We start from the raw sequence: 20063 nt of genomic DNA on the forward strand, positions 1-20063 counted from the left end.
TGCAGGAAATTAAAAAACCGCTCAGCTGAGCGGTTTTTTAATGCTTTAATGGCGGAAATGTTTCCGCCATTAAAAATTATTCTTTGTTTTGATTGGCTTCAAGTTGCTTCAGCAAATGCTTTTCCAGATAGTGGATGTCCATTGCCTGCTTAGTGAAGTTTTTATCTTCCAGGATCAGATCTTTATGAAGCGGAATGTTGGTTTTAATCCCGGTCAGGATCATTTCTTCCAGCGCCTGCTTCATGCGCGCAATACAAGTCTCGCGGTTTTTGCCGTGCGAAATCAGCTTGGCAATCATTGAATCGTAGTACGGCGGAATGCTGTAGCCTTGATAGATATGAGAGTCTAAGCGGATACCAGCGCCGCCTGGCGCATAGAAATGCTCGATTTTACCGGGAGACGGCATGAATGTTGTCGGATCTTCCGCGTTGATGCGGCATTCAATGGCGTGGCCTTGCACTTCAATATCGTCCTGCTGCAGCTCTAAGCCTAGGCCGGCAGCAATCAGGAGCTGCTGTTCAATGATGTCAACGCCGGTAACCATCTCAGTCACAGGGTGCTCAACCTGAACACGGGTGTTCATCTCAATAAAGAAGAACTCGCCATCTTCAAACAGGAACTCAAATGTGCCAGCGCCGCGATACTGCATAAGCTTGCACGCATGCACGCACGCTTCCAGAATGTCTGCGCGCGCCTGTTCCGGCAGGCCCGGCGCTGGTGCTTCTTCCAAAACTTTTTGATGGCGGCGCTGCAAAGAGCAGTCGCGATCATAAAGATGGATTGCATGGCCATTGCCGTCGCCGAGGATCTGAACTTCAACATGGCGCGGCTTTTGCAGGAAACGCTCCATATAGACGGTATCATCGCCAAACCACATTTCAGCATCACGCTGCGCTGCCTGAACGGATTCAAGCAGGCTGTCAACATTTTCCACAATGCGCATGCCGCGGCCACCGCCGCCGGAAGCCGCTTTGACAATCAGCGGGAAACCGATTTCTTTGGCTTCTGCAAGGGCATTGTGAATTGTTACAGCATGGTCGCAGCCCGGCACAGTTGGCACGCCGGCTTTTTTCATGGCGATAATTGCTGAAACTTTGTTGCCCATGAGGCGGATGTGTTCCGGACGCGGGCCAATAAAGATGAAGCCTGAGCTTTCTACAATTTCAGCAAACTCTGCATTTTCAGATAAAAAACCGTAGCCGGGGTGAATCGCATCTGCGCCTGTAATTTCCGCTGCGGTAATAATCGCAGGGATATTCAGATAGCTTTCGCTGCTTGCGCCCGGGCCAATGCATACCGCTTCATCGCAGAAGCGCAAATGCATCAGGTCTTTATCTGCATCGGAATAAATACCAACGGTTTTAATTCCTAAAGTTTTGCACGCCCGTGTGATCCGCAGCGCGATTTCACCACGGTTTGCAATTAAAACTTTTTGCAACATTATTTTTCCCCGAGGTCTTAGGCGCGGTAGCGGAACAATGGCTGGCCGAATTGAATAACTTCACCATTTTTCACAAGAATCTCTTCAATCACGCCGCTTTGCGTCGCTTCAATCGGGTTCATGATTTTCATTGCTTCAATAATGCCCAGCGTTTCGCCAGCAGAAATGGTCTGGCCTACTTTAACAAATGTCGGTTCGCCTGGGCTTGGAGCTGCATAGAACACGCCAACCATCGGCGAAGTTTCAACAGCGCCGCGCGGAGATTTAGCCGCAGGAGCTGGAGCAGATGGCGCAGGCATAGCAGGAACCGCTGCCGCCACGACTGGACTGCGTCGAGTTAAAGCAATGGATTGGTCGCCTTCCTTAACTTCAATCGCCTGTAAGTCAGATTCAATCATCAAGTCGATGAGTTTCTTGATTTTACGGATATCCATGAGACAGTATTCCTAGTTTTAAGATTGCAAAGTGGGCTGGATTTTATCGATGGCGAAGTCAAGCGCGGCAGCATAGCCTTTCGCGCCTAAACCGCAAATTACGCCAACGGCTTTGTCCGATAAATAAGAGTGATGGCGGAATGTTTCGCGCGCATGCACATTGGATAAATGAACTTCAATAAACGGGATGGCTACGCCAAGCAGCGCGTCCCGCACTGCAACAGAGGTGTGGGTCAATGCTGCAGGATTAATAATGATGAACTGCACGCCTTCCTGCTGAGCCTGATGAATGCGGTCAACAATTGCGCCTTCCCAGCTGCTTTGGAACGTATTGAGTGAAATTGATGCATTTTGCGCTTGTGCAATGAGCTGCTGATTTATATCCTCAAGGGTGAGGTATCCATAAACTTCCGGTTCACGCTTTCCCAGCAAATTCAGGTTCGGTCCATGAATGACCAAAATGGTCGAACTCATTCAGCTTGCTCCAATTATAAGTTGCAAAAGTACTTTGCAAGATGCCTGCAAAGTTTGCTTATTATGGCATAATATTCCACATTTTTTTTATAAATTCATTAAATTGACGTAGAAAGCATGTGCCAGAATTGAGCTATATAATGTGAACTTTGCAGAGAATTGGCAATGTTAAAAGATTACAATTTTCAGCGTGGCTGCGGTTTTTTGATGTTTTTCCAATTTTAAACGGAATTGGCGAAAACTGTTCATATTATTTATGTAACGGGGCGCATTCAGCCCACTTTCAGCAGCTGATTCCGGCAGGCTGTATAGCGCGGAGGGCGGTATTTCTGCTTCATTTTCCATGCCTGCTGCGCAGAGGAATATCCCGCCTGAATATAGCCAGCGCCATATTTGCCTTCCATTTCCAGCAGGGTATTCATCTGCTGACCGAACCGCTGGATTTTCTAAAGCGGATGCCGCAGCTCATTGCTCAGTCGCGCTTTGGCATGCAGCGCGCCGAGCATGACGGAAAGCTTTACATGTCCAATATTTTATTTAAATAAAACATTAGTTTGATGAAGGAAGTCAGGACTCAATGCTAGCAGGTCGTCTGCAGTGTATTCCAGCTCTACAGCATAGGAAAGGCTTTTTTATCAGGCGGATTCGAGATCTTTTAATGCAGCGGCACATGCACGGCGGCGCACAGCAAGCCCTGCGCAGTTAAGCGCTTATGCGCCCGGTTCAGATGAAAAATAACCGCCTGTTTAATGATGCTTTTATCACATAATGCTGTGGGAAATCTGCGCGAAGAAAGGTGCTGTGGCGGCGGGAGTTCAGGGGCATTCAGCGCAATGCAGGACTGACCGTTTAGCTCATGGATGGCGAGGGCAGTCAGCGCAGGAAACTGCCTTGCGGGATGGTGCGCATTGGCAAAAGTTAAATCATAGGCATTTTGAATGTGACAGCTGGCAAGTTTTTTGCCGGTTTTCCGCTCAATCCCCCAAATTTCAGCAAGATTGCAGACGGACTGAAAGCCATGTTGCTTCTTGGCAAAATAGTCTGCAAGTTTAGCTTGAGTCTTGCTGTGGCTAATGCCGATGTGCAGGGCAGGCCCAGTCATTTCTCCATAGTCTGGATTCAGTCGAAGCAATAGCGCTCAATATCCAGTACAGCGCTGTAGCTACTTAGGCGGATAAAGCATTCATCAATCAAATACGGCGCTAAATCATCGGGGCTGAAATGCTATTCCATGGCATATCTGCGGTACTGTATATAGCTTCTGGAAAACACCTGTATATTGGCCTGTGGCGCTGTTTAACTTCATACTACGTACAGCCATGCCGATATTCAGCGCTGCGGATCAGCCAGCCAATCGCGCGGCGCACCTGAAATAGCTCTTTAGCCGGACCGGGCGGATTATCTTTTTAGCGAAAGTCCGCTAGAATGAAGGCAGATTTAGGCCATATTCGGCATTCACAATAGAGGGGAAGAATGAAAAAATTAACCAGTCTGATGCTTGGCGCCGTGCTGATTTCCGGTTGCGCAGCGATGCCGGAAAGTGAAAACATCGGCACCCGCGGTTTGCTGCTGTGTGAAGCCAATGAATTATGTCCTGCTGTGACGGTAAGCTGGAATGAACAGAAAAAAGACCTGCTGGAAATGCAGATCAGCCTAAACAGCGTCAAGCATGATTTTGAGATTAAGCATGTCAGCTTCAGCAATGGCCAAAAGTCTTTCGGTTTTGCTCCGGCAGGCGCGACGGAACATGAAGTGCTGTTCGGCATGCACCGTTCCAGAAATTCGGTTATTGCTCCAGTCCGGCTGATGGCCGATCTTGACGGTAAAAAACCGGGGCAGAAAATCACCATGAGCCTTGAAACAGACAAAGGCACCATTACCCGCTATGTGCTGAATGACGGCAAAGAATCACTGCTTTACCAGCAGTTCAAGGCTGTTTATAAGTAAACGTAATCATTCCAAAGCGCTGTTCATTAGTTCAGCGCTTTTTTATTGTGTGCTAGGCGCATATACCAGGTTGCCACGCCCCAAATGATCAGCTGCTCTATTTAGCAGAGTGCATTTGCCTGATAAAGGCCTTTTATCGACTGATCTTTTAGCGTATAGCATCCTTCAATCTTCTGTGGCTGATTCACTATAGGCTATAGGAGAATAAATAGGGCAGAAATAGTCTGGCGGTTTTTGCGCAGAGGCTCACCTTATGCAGCATTGATCGGCTACAATAGGCTTCACAAATAGATGATGAATGCCCTAGAGCTATGGATCAAGAGCTGATTGAAGAACAGAAACTGGTATGCGAAGAATTCGGTTCAGCATACCGCCCTCTAAAAGAAACTGATGTTGTTGCAGTTGCGCTGCATACCCTGAACAAAGAACCAATCGTCGGCCTGCGCAAATTGCCGGATGAAAATAGTGTGTCCTGGTTTATCTACGGCGGCGAGCTGGATGATGGCGAAGAATTCTTTGAAATCATTACAGTGAAAGCGCTGGAAAAAGAATTCCCGGATGCGCTGCCGTATTTAGCTTTGGACACCGGCTACCGCTTTATGATTGATGCAGATGATTATGAAGATGTCTGGAAAGAAGGCGATGAGGCTTAAGCGGGCGCTCACGCTGGCATTCTGCGCTGTTGGCTTCCATGCGCATGCGGAACCGTTGCCGCAGCAGGATTATGACCGGCAGATTCAGCACTACACTCAGCTGATACAGAAAACAAAAGCCATTCTGGATGAGCCGGATTCTGCGGCGGATGCAGATACGCAGAGCCAGGCCTTTTGCGACCGGCTGAATGCCTATCAGCAAATCGCCAAGCTTTCTCAGGAAAACCTGAAATTAGACCTTGCGCCGATGATGCTGAAGATCTCTCAGGCGTATTTGGACAAGCAGCAGCAGAGCCTGAGCAGCTCGGGGATGACTGCCGGCGTGTTTTGCGCTGGAAAAATCAAGCCATAAGCCGTTTTAAAGCCGCTGCAGAGCGGCTTTTTTACGCCGCCAGCCAGTACGGATACACTGCTGAATAAATAGACAAATTAAGCCAGTATGCTAAGATAGGAAAAACACATGCGGGTCAATTGCAGGAGTTGTTGAATGACAGCTTATACTTCGGTCATCAAAGCGGGCAAATATGAGGACGATATGATCCCTAAGCTTGCCATTCATGCCTTCCGGCATGCGTTTGAGCACGCTTGCGCATCTTCTGAGGTGCTGTATGTGAAAAATCAGCAGCTTATGCGCCGTATGCAGAACGGTCAGGAAACCGCAGTGAAAGACTTGTCGCAAGCCTATGTGGCTGTGAGCTATCTGCCTAAAATGCTGAAACGCAAGAAAAAGCTAGAAGAAATCGTATAACGCATGCCTCGACAGCCCCGCATCAGGATGTTTGCAGGTCCGAATGGTTCAGGAAAAAGCACCGTTAAGGAATATTTATTGCCCCATCACATTGGGGCATATTTAAATGCGGACGAACTGGAACAGCAGCTGAATCAGACACAGCGCCTTGATTTGCAGGCTTATCATCCTGCATTGAAAGCGCAGGATTTAATTGAGTTTTTGCAGCAGAAAAAGCGCCCCAAAGCCGGCGGCTATGTTCCTTTGCTTACCCAAGCGCCCACCTTGCTGGATGAATGGAAAGTTCAGTTCGATGCCGGTGAAATTGACTCTTACCTCTGCGCCAGAATTATTGACTATATCCGCCTGGCATTTCTGGATTTAAAAGTCAGCTTTACCTTTGAAACGGTGATGTCGCATATCTCTAAAGTTGAGTTTCTGCAAGAAGCCCAGCGCAAAGGCTACCGCACCTATTTATATTTTGTTTCTACTGTTGACCCGATGATCAATGTCGCCCGCGTGCAGTACCGGGTACAGGCGGGCGGGCATGGCGTGCCTGAGCAGAAAATCAAAGAACGCTATTACCGGAGCATGGACCTGCTGATGCCGGCCGTAGAGGCGGCTGACCGCACCTATATTTTTGATAATTCTGCAGATGGCCAGCAGGCGTCTTTTATTGCGGAAATTGACTCTGCCGAAATTCTGAAAATCAACCAAAGCTTGAAAGCGTTGCCGAAATGGTTTGCCGATAAAGTCTTAAAGGACTTTGAAGCTTAGAATGAACATCCAGCCAGCGCCGTATATGAACTGAATAATCATCAAAAACGGGTCAAGAAAATTATGACAAAAAATGAAGAACCGGAAATTGGCGCAGCTGAAGCCGGAGAACAGGAAGAGGCGAAAGAACAGCAATCCAGCTCAGCTGATGTTTTGGAATTGGGCGCAAATGCACTGCAATGGATTGGTGAGGCTTTAAGCAATATTGATATTGATCTTAATTTTTAAGCATAACTTTACAAAAAACACCAAAGTCAAAAAATCCTCGGGGATATATTCCGCATAATTTTAGAATTGGTTAATTAAGATAAACAATAAAGTGCAGAAAACTGAAGAGCGGATGACTATCCACCGGTTTTTTGAACAGTCTATCGCGCCTATTTGACAGCATTTTCCGTTTAGAAAAATGCTGAATACAGTTTTGCAAAAAATAGCACTTGAATAATAGGCAGAATAACATATTATAAAAACATATAATGTTTAAGAGGTGAACTAAGGTGCATGATTTTATATCTGCCTTTCTCGGCGGCGCACTGTTGGGCTTATCCGCCGTGGGCTATCTTTATGTGCACGGAAAAATTGCCGGAATCAGCGGCTTAGTCGGACAGCTTTTCAGTGTCAATCAGCTGCTGCAGCGTCCCGCCTTTTGGTTTCTGTTGGGACTGTTCACTGTGCCGTTTATCTATGGCATTTTTGTACAGCCCGAAATTACCGTCAAGGCCAGCCCGTGGATGCTGATAATCGCCGGCCTGCTGGTAGGCTTTGGCACAAGGCTAGGTTCAGGCTGCACCAGCGGGCACGGCATCTGCGGCATCAGCCGGCTATCTAAGCGTTCAATTGCCGCAACGGCGCTGTTTATGGCTGCCGGCATGATCACGGTATTTGTAATGCGCCATCTATTGGGAGCAGCAGCATGAAGAATTTACTCGCATTTGCCTTTGGCGGATTATTTTCTGTAGGCCTCATGCTTTCCGGCATGTCTAACCCGGAAAAAGTGCTGAACTTTCTGGATATTGCAGGGCAGTGGGACCCGAGCCTGGCTTTTGTTATGGCTGGCGCAATCTGCGTGGCATTTATTCCGTTTCAGCGCGCCGTGCGCCGCCCGGTTAAAACCGTGTATGGAGAGCCTATTGAATTGCCTAAAAACAGCCGTTTAGATGCTAAACTGGCGGCAGGGAGCTGCCTGTTCGGCATAGGCTGGGGCATTGCAGGCATCTGTCCGGCGCCGGGCTTTACCTTAATTGGCTTGGGCCATTATCAGGCGGTTTATTTTCTGGCGGCGATGTTCGCTGGCGTATGGCTGCACCGCTTATGGGCTGGAGGGAATTCATGAGCAACCAACCTTGGGTACAGGATTTTTTTGATGAAAATACCAATACCTACAGCTATGTGGTGGCTGATCCGCAAACCCGGAAATGCGCCGTAATAGACAGCGTGCTGGATTATGACGCCGCCTCCGCCACCACGCAAACTGCGCATGCAGACCAGATTCTAGCCTTTATTCAGCAAAATAGCCTAAGCATAGAATGGATTTTAGAAACTCATGTGCATGCAGACCATCTGACAGCTTCCCAGTACATTAAAGAGCAGGCCGGCGGAAAAACCGCAATCAGCAGTAAAATTGCAGTTGTACAGAAAACTTTCAGCGACATTTACAACTTGGATGTAAAGCGCTTCAATTCACAGCCAGTCTTTGATCATTTGTTTGAAGATCATGAGGCTTTCCAAATAGGGGAGATGCAGGCTTACAATATCCCTACGCCTGGGCATACCCCCGCATGCCTCAGCTATGTGATTGGCGACGCCGTATTTGTTGGAGATACGCTGTTCATGCCGGATTACGGGACGGCGCGCTGCGACTTCCCGAAGGGCAGCGCCTCCGCGCTATTTGACTCTGTGCAGTTGCTGTACCGCTTGCCGGAGCAGACCCGGGTGTATTTATGCCATGACTATTTGCCCGAAGGCCGGCAGCAGTACCAGTGCCAAACCACGATTCAGGCGCAGAAGCAGGGCAATATTCATATTCATGCAGGCGCGGACAAAGGCGAATTTGTCGCCATGCGCAGCCGCCGTGACGCATCTTTAGCTATGCCGAAGCTGATTCTGCCGGCCATTCAGATCAATATGGATGCGGGCCGGATGCCGGAACCGGAACAAAACGGCATCCGCTATTTAAAGCTGCCGCTGAATTATTTCCTCAAATAAAGCCCAAAATCCGGAACATCAAAGCCTTCCGGGTTTCCCATATGTCAAAATAGCCTAAGCAAAAAATGATTTTTTATCAAAAGGCAATTGATTAAATACCTTCATCACCTCATCATTCCATTATCTTAAAAGCAATCAGAAAAATTTAGCTAAGCCATGATCCTCAATTACGAAATACAGCAAAACAGCAATTCAGCGCATGCGCCCATCGTTTTTATTCACGGCCTGTTTGGCAGCCTAAGTAATTTGGGCATGCTGGCGCGCGCATTCATGGATACGCATACGGTTGTGCAGCTGGATGTGCGCAATCACGGAAAATCAGCGCATGCGCCAGAAATGAATTATGACCTGATGGCGCAGGATGTCATTGAAACAATGGATCATCTTGGACTGCAGCAGGCCAGTTTGGTTGGGCATTCTATGGGCGGAAAAATTGCCATGCGCACAGCCAGCCTTGTGCCTGAACGCATTGCTCATTTAGCCGTGCTGGATATTGCACCTTATGCTTATCAGCAAAATCATCACGATCAGATTTTTAAGGCGCTGTTTGCTGCAGCACAGGCCAATGTGCAGTCACGCCAGCAGGCGGTTGATATCATGAAGCAGTATTTCTCTGAAGAAATGGTGATTCAGTTTCTGCTGAAGTCTTTTTCCAAAGGGCAATGGCTGTTCAATGTTCCGGCGCTTTATGAGCACTATTCAGAAATTCTGGGCTGGACTGCGCAGCCGGCGTGGGAGAAACCCGCTCTATTCCTGCGGGGCACGGCGTCGCCTTATGTCAGCAAGCCTGAACATTATGAAGCCATTCAGCAGCAATTTCCGCAGGCTGAAATTTGCGAAATTGAAGGCGCAGGGCACTGGCTGCATGCGGAACAGCCGGCGGCCGTACTGCAGCAGCTGCAGCTTTATTTAAAATCTTGAAGAAATCAGCACATAGCCAGCACGGCGCTTTTTTAAGATTGCGCCTTGTTAAGCGGTTTATTCTGCTGCGGAAAAATTTCCGGCCTGCAGCTGGCCTTCAGAGGTCAGCTGCGCCGCCATTTCAGGGGTTTTCTTCAAGCCGGGCATGCGGTATTCAGTATGGCCCACGGATCGCGCTCCGAAATCACCACTTCGCCATTGCGTTTAAAGACTATGTCGGCTGCCAACAGCTCCTGCTATGCGGAATACTGCCGAAGGTGTTGATCAGCCGCTTCCTCCATATGACATAAAATCGCCATAGAAAACCGGAAAAAGTAAAGCAAAATTCCTGCAGAGCGCCTGAGCGCAGAAGGCTTTGGCTCAAATCAGCCCGTTGCAGACAATGCAACAGCTGAAGGACGCAGGAAAAACCGGCGCATAGAATTTGAAGTGCTGTAGCCGGATTTATATTTTAGCGCTGAAGCAGGAGAATCCGCTTTTCAGGCCACTTCTCCTTTCTTTTGAATAATGGAAATTTCACATTCACCATAAAACAGCAATTAAGGCTATTTATCCGAACCTTGTATACGGCGCCACGGCTGCGCTTTTTCAATTGCATAAGCCAGTTCAATGAGTGTCTTTTCATCGCCGATATTGGCGGAAATCTGCATGCTGATGGGCAGTCCATCAATTTTTGTTTCACCCATTGGAATCGATATTGCCGGCGCGCCGGCGACATTTTGAATCGGCGTAAACGTGACATAGCGCTGAATGCGTTCAAAAAGCTCATCAAAAGGCAGCTGCGGCGACAAATAGCCGATTTTTGGTGTGGTATGCGCAAGTACTGGCGAAAGCAGCACATCAAAATGATCGAACATGCGCATATAGTCCTGCTGAATTTTTTTCAGTCGGAATAGGAAAGCAGGGGTTTTATAAAAGTTTTTCTTATAAAGGCCCGATAAGCCTAGAGTTAAATTATCCAGTTCCTGCGCGTTAAAGCTTGGCCCAAAGGCCTGTTTGCCCAGATTCTGCAGCATAAAGGCCAGAAATCCCCAATACTGGCTGAAATCATTCACAAAACTGGCTGCAATCGGCAGCCTGAACTCGCTGACATGATGGCCTAGATTTTCTAAAAGCTGCGCTGTCTGGTACAGCGTTGCGGTTGTTTCTTCATCCACCTGGCCGGTAATCGATTGCGGGACTAAGCCAATGCGCAGCTTGCGCCCGGACGGATGTTCAATAAGGCCGATTGCAGGCAATTTCGGATTCTGAAAGCTTCTTTCCATGCCGGCAAAGAAATGAGCTGTATCCCGGACGCTGCGTGTGACAACGCCTTCAGAAATAATATTGATGGGCAATGATTTTGACGCATCGCTGCTGAATGTGCGGCCGCGTGTCGGTTTGAGGCCAATCAAGCCGCAGCAGGCCGCCGGTATCCGTATTGAACCGCCGCCGTCATTTGCATGCGCAATCGGTATCACGCCAGCGGCGACCAGCGCTGCTGAACCTCCGGACGACGCGCCGCAGGAGTATTCTGTATGCCATGGATTCAGTGTAGCGGAGCCGTCCTTAAATTCTGTGCTGGCGTTTAAGCCGAATTCAGGCAGTGTGCTTTTGCCTAAAACCACAAAACCTTGATCCAGCAACTGCCGGCTTAATTTCGGATTATTTGCCGCATTGCCGGGGCGGACGGCTTTTGAGCCATGATGTGAAGGCATGCCGGCATAATCAGTATTGTCTTTAAAGAAAAATGGAACCCCGGAAAACTGGCGGTTGATGCTGAATTTAGGATCATTCAGCGCTTGCTCAAAATAGTCGGTTTCTATGGCATTGATATGCGGATTGATTTTTTTAGCGCGGTCTACGGCGGCCTGAGTGACTTCCTGAACAGAAATTTCTTTGTTTTGAATGAGCTGCGCAATTTTGACTGCATCATAATCTGCCAATGCATCATTTGTAAAAGCATGTATGCGCTTTAATTTATGTCCATTCATATAATTTCCTTTTGATTTCTAAGATTTTTTTATTTAAGTATGGATACTGCTGGAAAATTTTGCCTATGGTTTAAGGTAAGCTTAGCTTATTTTTGACAATAATAATTGTCAATTACTATTTCTGCATGAAGGAAATAAAACGCTTTGATAGAGCAGGGTTTTATTCTTATTTTTCAAGGTAAAACAAATAGATAAACTGCGATAATAGGCATTGGAATTATTAATTCAAGTACTGAAAGAAAAATAAGCTCACTTCAGATCTGCGCGGCCGGATTGTGGCAGCAGATCTAAGCTTGGGCATAATTTGACTTTACGGCATTTTCTCTCAGCGCTGAAGAATCAATCAATTTGCTTTGCAGCTCGAATCTCCACCAACTAATGCAAAGCGTTTAAATCATGCACTTATAATTTTTTGGAGAATGCAGTGGATGCATCTAAAGCAAAAGTCTTAATCGCTATGGTTGCTGATTTTAAACCTGCTGACAGTTTAATGGCCATGTCATTTTGTATTAGGGAGTTTCAATAGATTTATTCAACTAACGTAATTGGAAACTGGCTGAATCTTAAAACAAATACATAGGATTTCGTATAATATATATTATGTTAAATAGAATATCCGGGACTGTGGCCTATGCAAAGCATCCGTCACGCGACACATAAGTTGTCATTTGCGACAGATGTTATGTCATTCACATGAATTTCATGGTCTGACTCTTAGACTCAACTTTTCTCTTATTTTCCATAACGTCCTACCCAAGGCTCCTAGCAATTTTTTAGCTCTAATAAAATACTACTTGGCTTCTGTTTTATTAAAAAAGCTCCTGAATATTTCATATTTATAAAAAAGATTTTAGGAAAATGTAATAAAATATTTCAATGTCTTAAAATACTTTTATCCCTTTTCCTAGGCTTTTTAAAATATATTCATGAAGCGTTAAAAGTATTGTTGGGGTTTAATAAAAATGTATTTAAATCACTCTATCTTTATTAAGTATATAAAAATCTTAGAAAATTAATTCTGCTTAAAACCTTAGCTAAAAATTGATAATAAGTATCTAAAAAAATTAAACTTAGCTCTTAAACCCTTGAATACATTTTAAGACTAGATATCAAAGTCTTTGACTTTAAAAATGCATATTTAGATAATAAAAACAAAGCCTTGTGTGTAATTTAGACTCTATTTTTTATTTTTTATGGAAAATTTTGGTCTTAAACAAGAAATATGGAAAATTGTAGTTTTTATAAAATTACTATATTTTTATAAAAAATTTAGGAGCTTTCGAGATGATTAAAAGTATCCAGCAAGTAAAAGAAGAATTTAATAGTTCTGGTATATCAATTGCGGAATGGTCAAGGGAGAATAATTTCCCTGCTCAATTGGTCTACCAAATATTGAATCACACACGCATTCCACAAAGAGGAAAAAGCCATCTGATCGCAGTGAAGCTAGGTATAAAGCAATAGAAATTTATTCTTATAGGTTTATATAAAAGAAAACGACTTATGTTTGCAGACATAAGTCGTTTGATTCCAATACAGAAATATTGAAACCTCTTACTCAAAGTATCTTCTGTATTGGGCAATTCGTCAAGCCCCTACATTTTGTTTTTTACAAAGTGAATAAATAGGCTCGTTTCTGAATAGCAGCCCTGCTGTTTTTTCAAACGAGTTAAGGAAGGTACTCAACATGAAAAAATATAAAGATGATCCAAACTCAAATCTTCATGAGCAGATCGAACTCGCTTTTAAACGGGGCTCTGATATTGCAGGTGTCTTGCACGGCATCAGGAAAATTCATCAAGGTAGCGTTGGTAAGCGTACCTCGTTATTTCCTAGTAAGAAAAATGCTGGAATGATACCTATTGAAAGTAATTTGGAATTAGCATATGCAATTGAATTAGAGAGAGATCTTTCTGTTGTTTCCTATCGGACACAAGCATTAAAAATCCAATTAAGCCAATATGAATCAAATTATCCTGACTTTTTAGTTAAATACTCTGATGGCCGTGTTGAAGTCCATGAAGTAAAACCAGATAAACATAATTTGACAGAAAAAAAAGCTAAGAAACACCATCGAATTAAAAAAATAATAAATTACCATAACATACAATATAAGGTAGTCGATAAAAATGATGTTGTGTTGGGATTTAACCAAACTGCATTATTATATTTTTATCAACGCATAGGAATACAATCGTGGACAGATCAGCTGATAGATAAAGCAATAAAAGTCATTCCTACGCATGGTAAATTACTATTCACAGAAATACAAAAAATAATTGAAAACAATAGTTTGCCTGTTGATATAGCATATTACTTAATATTTTATAAATATATTCCTATGCCAGTTTACATCCCAGCTCTAGTAGAAGCAGTCAGATCTCGGGGGCTACTATGAACTCACATTTGTTAATTCCAAAGATAGGGTTAAGATTTTTACTAACTGGAACCTCCTTTGAAGTTAGTTGGACAAGTCAAGGGATGGTACGTTACTCAGCAATCACTGGGGGAAAAATCTACTCAATTAGTATCGAAAAATTTACTGAAAAATATCATTCAGGTGAGATCAAATTAAATGGAGATTTATCTGACTCGGTATTAAGTAAGGAAAAAACTAGAGATCTATTGAGAAAACAAGAATACATTAAAACCGTGTTAAATTCAGTTAGTCATCCCTATTCACATCCTAATGTTTATAAGACAATTATCGATGTTTCAAGACGAATAAAGGACCATTCTCCTCCCTCACCCCGTTCAGTCATGAGATGGATAAAACTGTATTTAGATAATGACAAGGATCTCTATGTTTTAAATAAAATCAAGCCGGGAAATAAATTCCTTCGCTTTAATATTGAGATTGAACAAATTATAACTCTTGCAATTAGAGAGTGCTATCTAGAACCGAAAGAACATCGAAGCAGCATTGATGTTATAGCATTTATCAAAGCAAAAATGCTTGAGCAAGATATAAACGTTAATCAATGTCCATCATTACGTACTATTCAACGAAGAATTAAGCAGCTGGATCCGTACGTCGTAATACGAGCAAAAAAAGGCGCGAGAATCGCAAATACAACATTTAAAGCTGCTGGAATAAAAAAAGAAAGCCCTTTTGTAATGGCAATAGTCGAAATTGATACTCATTATTTAGACATATTTATTATCGATGAAGAATCAAAAGATGTTATGGGGCGTCCTTTTCTAACTTGTGCTATTGATATCTTTACTCGTTGTATTGTTGGATGGTATCTAAGTATGTTACCTGTTAATGCTTCGAGTACTCTTGCAACTTTTAAAGATATGTTGAATAGACCACATAATGGTCTTCCAGGTGGAATTCCTGCTTTAATTATCCCTGATAATGGTGTGGAATTTAAAAACAATACAATGAGCAAAATATGCTGTGAACTAGGCATTACGATTCAGCCAGCTCAAAATAGAACACCAGACGATAAAGCTAAAATTGAACGTTTTTTTGGGACAATAACTCATAACCTGATTCAAAAGATAAGGGGGACCACATTTTCAAATCCTCGAGAAAAGGCCGATTATGATCCACAAAAAAATGCTAGCATTACTTTAGCTAAATTAAGATCCTATCTAACTGAATGGATTGACGAAATTTATCATAAGACTATACATTCAAGTATAAGTCGAGCTCCCATACTGGCATGGGGAGATGCTGTTAAAATAACCCCTCCTATTCTGCTCTCAAAATTTCAGATTGATGTCATTACACGAAAAACTGTTAAAAGAAATATAAATCATGGTCAGGTTAAATTTCTGTATCTTACTTATAAATCTCACGTACTCACAACATTGTCAGCTCAGGGGATACTTGAAGTTATCCTTATGGTGGATGAATCAAATCTAGAATATGTTTATTTTCAAGATCCATTTGATAGTAGTAATTATATTCGAGCTGATTCAACTGATCCAACCTATACAAGAGGATTAACATTGTATGAACATGAGATGGTTCTCGAAGAAAAAAAGAAAATATCAAAAGTAGATAAAGAAAAATTGGGTGAACATGTAACAGATTTTGCACGATGGGCTTTACATCAGCGTATTCAATCGGAGGTTAAGTTAAATAAAAAAGCGAAACAACTTAAGATTGAGCTGCCAAATCATTTAAAAGTTCTTTTGGAGGATCCAATAGAATTTAATCTAGATGAACAAAAAATAGATAGTTTCAGTACTTTACCGCTGATGTCATCACAAGCCAAAGACTTAGTTTTAGATAGTTTATCTGATAAGAAAGATAACTATTCAGATTTTTTGACTTGGGAGTTTGATGATGAATAGTGATCAAAATATTTTAGATAAAATTAATAAAATCATGCAACTAGTTATAGTTTCATCTGAATTTAATACAGCGTATAAAGGGATTTTACTTTGTGCAGAAAAAAATAAAACATACGCTCAGCCATTTGGTTGCTTGTTATTAGCAAAAGGTGGATTAGGAAAAACAACGCTCTGCCAAACTATTGTGAAAAAGCATCCCCCTACTTATCGGACTGAGGAGGGATTTAAGAAGTCTATAGTCCCTGTGTTTTATATAGAAGTACCCTCACCAGCTACTGTGAAATCTGTTGCAAGTTGTATGCTAAATGCTTTGCATGATCCAGCTCCTTTTTCAGGGAGCACAGCGCAGATGAATCACAAACTTGTAGCACTGTTAAAAGTATGTGAAACAAGGCTGATATTTATGGATGAATTTCATCATTTGTTTGATCTTCAAACTTCGACTAAACGAATGAATACAGTGGTATGCAACTGGATAAAAACCTTGGTAAATGAAACTGGTATTTGCTTTTGCCTAGTAGGTCTACCTGAGTTTGAGTCGTTATTGAAGATTGACAGTCAGCTTGCACGAAGATTCTCACAAACCTTTAAGCTGAATCAGCTTAGAGTTACAAAAATAGATGAACCAGGGACATTACATGCTTTCCTTCATCAGATTTCATTAAATATAGAAAAATATTTACATATTAAATTTGAACCTTCTTTAACAAGTCAGCTATTAGCTTTACAGATTTATATAGCTACAAATGGTCATCATGCCTACCTAATGCTTCTTTTAGAAAATTGTCTTTTCCAAGTGATGAAAAAAGATAAATATATAATAACGATTGAAGAGTTTATTAAAGCATGGGATGACGGTATTACTTCCTATGTAAGTAAAACTAAATCAAATCCATTTCGTCTAGATATGACTAGTATTTCTTCGAAAATAAGAAACTCTTAGCTCTGATTATATGTGTAATCATACTTTCATTAAGTAGAGTAAAAGCAATGGATAAGCCAAATTTTAATAGAAAATTTCTTGTCATCCCTATACCAGAAGAAGATGAATTTATTCTGAGTTTTTTAAACCGTATAAAAATAGCTAATGCTTACCCTTCACTAAATTCTGTTATAAAAACAATTTTTGATAAGAAGATAAATATTATTAATATAGTTAAAGGAAATTTTGACAAGTCGGTTTTTTACAAATTTACAGACTTAGCAGAAGATGACATAAATAAATTATGTATAACTAATAAAAACAATTTTTATATAGTTAGTTGTCTATTAATTTGTCCATATTGTATTAAGCAGAACTGTTATGTCTCTCTTACTGGATATAAAAGAAATGCGATATGCCCCACCCACTCGATTCCATATATAAGTAGGTGTCCCCACTGTAATAAGTTGTTAGATTGGAATGCTGAAAAAATTGAAATCTGTAAATTCTGCAAAATTTCTGTTTATTCAAATATTAGTGATTATATCGTTGAATATGATGAAAAAATAAGCCAAAATGATATTTTTATAATTTATAATGATTTTTTAGATTTGAAAGGTATATCGCCTAGCAGGAGTGAGCAGTATAGTTTAAATAATTTATATAAAGGATTAAGAAAGTCTATTGATTTTTTAATGCAACCCGATCTGTTTATGATCAAAGAGTTTAGAAAGTTATTCATAAGAACTGATATTCGATTTCCTAATTGTAAAGTAGTTAGATATGAATTTTTCTTATTAGTGCTTAGAATAATTAGATTGATAAATAGCATTTCTTTAATTGGTTTGAAAATTAGAGAGAGTCTTTCGAATATTGTGGGATTTGAGTTGGTTGAAAATATTTCTAATAATTACGACAAAGAGTTATATAACTTTTTGAATTATTACGATGAAAATTTTGGTCAAAGAAAAGTAGATTTAAATGTAAGAAAAATATTGAACACAACTGATGATGTTTCAGATTTAATAATTAATAAGGCTCTAGACTAGCAGATTTACACTTAATTTTACCTAATGAGGTTCCACAGCTCAGTTGCTAACTCATTAGGTTCCCTCATCCAACGCCATTCAGTTTCTTTAAGATGATAATCAAAGTACTCTTTTGATATGCCGTTAAACTTTGCTAGCCTTCTTTTACAAAAGCTCCAAAATGATTCTATTCCATTTATATGGCATTGTCCTCTAGCAAACTCATTTGCTCCGTGATTTACCCTAAAATGCTTTGAATAACCCACATCAACAAGACCATTATAGCCACGCCATCCATCACTATAAATCACACTCTCAAGTGAAACTTTACCAATGATAACCTCTTGTAAAGTCTTCATTTTACAGTCAGGTACGATTTCAGTATAGACGCGCCCATTACGTTCGAATATTCCAAATACTGGCTGTTTTAGAGTCCCACGACCACGCTTTAACTTTCCATGAAACCCACGTTGCCTTTTCGCTCCAAAATAGCTTTCATCTACTTCTATTAAACCAACAAACTTAGCTCTTAAATCTGTTTGATGATCATAGATAGTTTCTCTAAAAAGCATGTACCAATAATTAATCGTATTACGATTTAAATTGAGTAATAAGGCTGTTTTGGAAGCAGGAATATCAACACAAAAGCATTGAATAATTTTTTTAATCTTGTAGTGACTTAATTTACTGTTTTCTATCATTATTCTAGACTAACATAATTATTCTGCTAGTCTAGAGCCTTAATAAATATTTTGAAAAAAGCGATAAAAATAATACTATTAAATTAGAGGATTTTATTCATTTTTGTAAAAGTTTATCTAGAAATTTAAGCTTTAAATATATTAATGATGACTTTATTTTTCTTCATGAATTTTTACCAAGCAAACAATTAGAATTGCTTGATAAAATATTTTATGGACCAACTTTTTTGTATAACTTTAATTATGAAGACGTTTTATTAGGGGTTAAAATAAAAAGAAAAGATTTAAATTTGGTCGAAAATAGTCATTAAATTTAATTAAGAGTTATGTAAAAAATAGATACTATTTAAACTTTTTGATATCGCTTCGTGATTTATTCTGTTCAAGGTATTTTTTTCAAAACAAGTAAATATAAATAAATGGAACCCGCATAAAGAATGCGAGCTCTATATCGTCTTAGGGCTTTCTTGGTGGAGATGTAGTTTGTTGAGATGAATTTGATGTGTTCCCCCCAGAAGATCTGGTTGGTTGATAACCAAATTTATCTGAATCAGAAATAGATCCAGAAGGTTTCGGACTGTAACTATCATTTATGTTTTCAGGATTTTTAATATTAGACATTTCGATTCCTTAGGGTTTTTTAGGTGGAGATGTAGGTGCTTGAGGATTACTCGGGTTAGTTCCTTTCGATTTTTCTGGTTGATAACCTGCACCAGGCATTGGGTTGTGTGGTTTTATTACAGCTGGACTATAACCATCACCAACAGGCACTCTTTGAGTTTTATCATTCATAATTAATCTCGCTCTAAAATTAAGGTTTTTTAGGGGGTTGAGTATTCGACGAATTTTGTGAAGTCACCTTTTGTGGTTGGTAACCTCTCGTTTGTAAGTCGCTTGGTATACTCTGAATATTAGTTTTTAAATCTTTAGTTGACATTGATAACTCCATAGATAAATATTAGGGATGTTGAAAAAATTCAATACTTTGAATGTCTTTGGATAATATTAGAATTCCTTCAGATTGCTCACGTATTCTTTCAAAACCACCCTCAGCACTAACCTCCCATGCTTTTTCTAAGTAGATTTGCGGATCTTCAGGGAAACTCGATGTAAATGATTTCTCTGAATATTCTCCTGCTAGTTTTTTCCCATCAGATAATGTAACTAAAACAAAATATTCTTTTCTCTGAGAAAAAATATAGTCCCATGCCCTTGGTGTAGGATGAGGAGCATTCTTTTTAAAAAACTCCATATTTCTTAACTTTAACCATCCCCAAGCTAAAAATGCTGGAAAAACGAGCATGACAAATGAATAAAAGATAATTGTAAAAAAAGGACAAATAAAATCCCATTTTTTACTAAAAATCATCATATAAATAAAAGGTCCTAATAAAGCATAGTTCAAACAACTATATGTAATGGCATCAATAATTAGCTTTGTACTATCTTTTTCATGATTTGGGCACAGTAACGAATAGGTTTTTATTGAAATAAAGCCTGGAATTGCAAAAATAATAAATAGAACAAGCTTACTAGATTCAAAGATTTCCAT

The 20063-nt window shown here is 41.1% G+C and carries 24 protein-coding genes and 3 pseudogenes; 16 read left to right on the plus strand and 11 right to left on the minus strand.

Going from position 1 to position 20063, the window contains the following annotated elements:
* Positions 1 to 76 precede the first annotated feature (76 nt).
* From accC to BEN74_RS01725, 5 genes are all read right to left on the minus strand, one after another.
* The gene (gene accC / locus BEN74_RS01705; protein ID WP_068911136.1) at positions 77 to 1441 is read right to left on the minus strand and encodes an acetyl-CoA carboxylase biotin carboxylase subunit; all 1365 of its coding nucleotides are present in this window, start codon (positions 1439 to 1441) and stop codon (positions 77 to 79) included.
* 17 nt (positions 1442 to 1458) lie between these two features.
* Entirely contained in the window at positions 1459 to 1875 is a 417-nt protein-coding gene (gene accB / locus BEN74_RS01710) for an acetyl-CoA carboxylase biotin carboxyl carrier protein (RefSeq protein WP_068911137.1), read from the minus strand.
* 18 nt (positions 1876 to 1893) lie between these two features.
* Positions 1894 to 2349 (minus strand): type II 3-dehydroquinate dehydratase, encoded by a 456-nt coding sequence (aroQ, locus tag BEN74_RS01715; protein ID WP_068911138.1) that lies wholly within the window; start codon positions 2347 to 2349, stop codon positions 1894 to 1896.
* Positions 2350 to 2621: 272 nt separating this feature from the next.
* Positions 2622 to 2771 carry a DUF4113 domain-containing protein gene (locus tag BEN74_RS01720; protein ID WP_086374394.1) on the minus strand — a complete coding sequence of 50 codons (150 nt, stop codon included), beginning with the start codon at positions 2769 to 2771 and terminating at the stop codon, positions 2622 to 2624.
* Between the two features lie 233 nt (positions 2772 to 3004).
* Positions 3005 to 3451: a hypothetical protein gene (locus BEN74_RS01725; protein ID WP_086374393.1), complete on the minus strand. Its 447-nt coding sequence runs from the start codon at positions 3449 to 3451 to the stop codon at positions 3005 to 3007.
* Between the two features lie 371 nt (positions 3452 to 3822).
* On the opposite strand from BEN74_RS01725, the gene BEN74_RS01730 reads away from it, so the two are divergent.
* The 10 genes from BEN74_RS01730 to BEN74_RS01770 all read left to right on the plus strand — a co-directional run bounded on the left by BEN74_RS01730 (position 3823) and on the right by BEN74_RS01770 (position 9579).
* Entirely contained in the window at positions 3823 to 4296 is a 474-nt protein-coding gene (locus BEN74_RS01730) for a hypothetical protein (RefSeq protein ID WP_068911139.1), read from the plus strand.
* A 311-nt stretch (positions 4297 to 4607) separates the two neighbouring features.
* On the plus strand, positions 4608 to 4949 hold the full coding sequence (locus BEN74_RS01735) for a hypothetical protein (protein ID WP_068911140.1): 342 nt from the start codon (positions 4608 to 4610) through the stop codon (positions 4947 to 4949).
* Positions 4921 to 5301: a hypothetical protein gene (locus tag BEN74_RS01740; RefSeq protein WP_228200376.1), complete on the plus strand. Its 381-nt coding sequence runs from the start codon at positions 4921 to 4923 to the stop codon at positions 5299 to 5301. The genes BEN74_RS01735 and BEN74_RS01740 overlap by 29 nt, the downstream gene beginning before the upstream one ends.
* Before the next feature lie 135 nt (positions 5302 to 5436).
* Positions 5437 to 5697, plus strand: coding sequence for a hypothetical protein (locus tag BEN74_RS01745; protein WP_068911142.1), 261 nt, complete (start codon positions 5437 to 5439; stop codon positions 5695 to 5697).
* 27 nt (positions 5698 to 5724) lie between these two features.
* Complete coding sequence (locus tag BEN74_RS01750; protein ID WP_416240782.1) at positions 5725 to 6453, plus strand: zeta toxin; 729 nt, start codon at positions 5725 to 5727, stop codon at positions 6451 to 6453.
* Positions 6454 to 6516: 63 nt separating this feature from the next.
* A complete protein-coding gene (locus BEN74_RS19190) occupies positions 6517 to 6681 on the plus strand; it encodes a hypothetical protein (protein ID WP_162898116.1) in 165 nt (54 codons plus the stop codon).
* A gap of 269 nt (positions 6682 to 6950) precedes the next feature.
* A complete protein-coding gene (locus tag BEN74_RS01755) occupies positions 6951 to 7370 on the plus strand; it encodes a YeeE/YedE family protein (protein WP_068911144.1) in 420 nt (139 codons plus the stop codon).
* Positions 7367 to 7786: a DUF6691 family protein gene (locus BEN74_RS01760; RefSeq protein ID WP_068911145.1), complete on the plus strand. Its 420-nt coding sequence runs from the start codon at positions 7367 to 7369 to the stop codon at positions 7784 to 7786. The genes BEN74_RS01755 and BEN74_RS01760 overlap by 4 nt, the downstream gene beginning before the upstream one ends.
* The gene (locus tag BEN74_RS01765) at positions 7783 to 8658 is read left to right on the plus strand and encodes an MBL fold metallo-hydrolase (protein WP_068911146.1); all 876 of its coding nucleotides are present in this window, start codon (positions 7783 to 7785) and stop codon (positions 8656 to 8658) included. The genes BEN74_RS01760 and BEN74_RS01765 overlap by 4 nt, the downstream gene beginning before the upstream one ends.
* A gap of 156 nt (positions 8659 to 8814) precedes the next feature.
* Positions 8815 to 9579 carry an alpha/beta fold hydrolase gene (locus BEN74_RS01770; RefSeq protein WP_068911147.1) on the plus strand — a complete coding sequence of 255 codons (765 nt, stop codon included), beginning with the start codon at positions 8815 to 8817 and terminating at the stop codon, positions 9577 to 9579.
* Positions 9580 to 9636: 57 nt separating this feature from the next.
* On the opposite strand, the pseudogene BEN74_RS01775 reads toward BEN74_RS01770, so the two are convergent.
* Positions 9637 to 9806: pseudogene (locus tag BEN74_RS01775) on the minus strand (M15 family peptidase); the annotation flags it as partial.
* Between the two features lie 97 nt (positions 9807 to 9903).
* On the opposite strand from BEN74_RS01775, the pseudogene BEN74_RS01780 reads away from it, so the two are divergent.
* Positions 9904 to 10017, plus strand: a pseudogene (locus BEN74_RS01780) (OmpA family protein); the annotation flags it as partial.
* Between the two features lie 107 nt (positions 10018 to 10124).
* Here the strand turns inward: BEN74_RS01780 and BEN74_RS01785 are convergent.
* Entirely contained in the window at positions 10125 to 11552 is a 1428-nt protein-coding gene (locus BEN74_RS01785; RefSeq protein ID WP_068911148.1) for an amidase, read from the minus strand.
* A gap of 1284 nt (positions 11553 to 12836) precedes the next feature.
* On the opposite strand from BEN74_RS01785, the gene BEN74_RS01790 reads away from it, so the two are divergent.
* The 5 genes and pseudogenes from BEN74_RS01790 to BEN74_RS01810 all read left to right on the plus strand — a co-directional run bounded on the left by BEN74_RS01790 (position 12837) and on the right by BEN74_RS01810 (position 17831).
* Positions 12837 to 13016 (plus strand): DNA-binding protein, encoded by a 180-nt coding sequence (locus BEN74_RS01790; protein ID WP_004915830.1) that lies wholly within the window; start codon positions 12837 to 12839, stop codon positions 13014 to 13016.
* 223 nt (positions 13017 to 13239) lie between these two features.
* Positions 13240 to 13950: a TnsA endonuclease N-terminal domain-containing protein gene (locus BEN74_RS19850; protein WP_042107264.1), complete on the plus strand. Its 711-nt coding sequence runs from the start codon at positions 13240 to 13242 to the stop codon at positions 13948 to 13950.
* Positions 13947 to 14540 (plus strand): annotated as a pseudogene (locus BEN74_RS19655) (transposase); the annotation flags it as partial. The gene BEN74_RS19850 and the pseudogene BEN74_RS19655, both read left to right, overlap by 4 nt.
* A gap of 1309 nt (positions 14541 to 15849) precedes the next feature.
* Positions 15850 to 16803 (plus strand): TniB family NTP-binding protein, encoded by a 954-nt coding sequence (locus BEN74_RS01805; protein WP_228200377.1) that lies wholly within the window; start codon positions 15850 to 15852, stop codon positions 16801 to 16803.
* A 47-nt stretch (positions 16804 to 16850) separates the two neighbouring features.
* Positions 16851 to 17831, plus strand: coding sequence for a hypothetical protein (locus BEN74_RS01810; protein ID WP_228200378.1), 981 nt, complete (start codon positions 16851 to 16853; stop codon positions 17829 to 17831).
* Between the two features lie 17 nt (positions 17832 to 17848).
* On the opposite strand, the gene BEN74_RS01815 is transcribed toward BEN74_RS01810, so the two are convergent.
* The 4 genes from BEN74_RS01815 to BEN74_RS01825 all read right to left on the minus strand — a co-directional run bounded on the left by BEN74_RS01815 (position 17849) and on the right by BEN74_RS01825 (position 20063).
* Entirely contained in the window at positions 17849 to 18511 is a 663-nt protein-coding gene (locus BEN74_RS01815) for an IS1595-like element ISAcra1 family transposase (protein ID WP_068908137.1), read from the minus strand.
* Positions 18512 to 18967: 456 nt separating this feature from the next.
* Positions 18968 to 19132, minus strand: coding sequence for a hypothetical protein (locus BEN74_RS19195; protein WP_004879540.1), 165 nt, complete (start codon positions 19130 to 19132; stop codon positions 18968 to 18970).
* A 9-nt stretch (positions 19133 to 19141) separates the two neighbouring features.
* Positions 19142 to 19303, minus strand: a complete 162-nt coding sequence (locus tag BEN74_RS19200) for a hypothetical protein (RefSeq protein WP_004879542.1) — start codon at positions 19301 to 19303, stop codon at positions 19142 to 19144.
* A 166-nt stretch (positions 19304 to 19469) separates the two neighbouring features.
* Positions 19470 to 20063: a DUF6338 family protein gene (locus BEN74_RS01825; protein WP_004910988.1), complete on the minus strand. Its 594-nt coding sequence runs from the start codon at positions 20061 to 20063 to the stop codon at positions 19470 to 19472.

The organism is Acinetobacter sp. WCHAc010034 (genome assembly GCF_001696615.3).
Lineage (GTDB): Bacteria > Pseudomonadota > Gammaproteobacteria > Pseudomonadales > Moraxellaceae > Acinetobacter.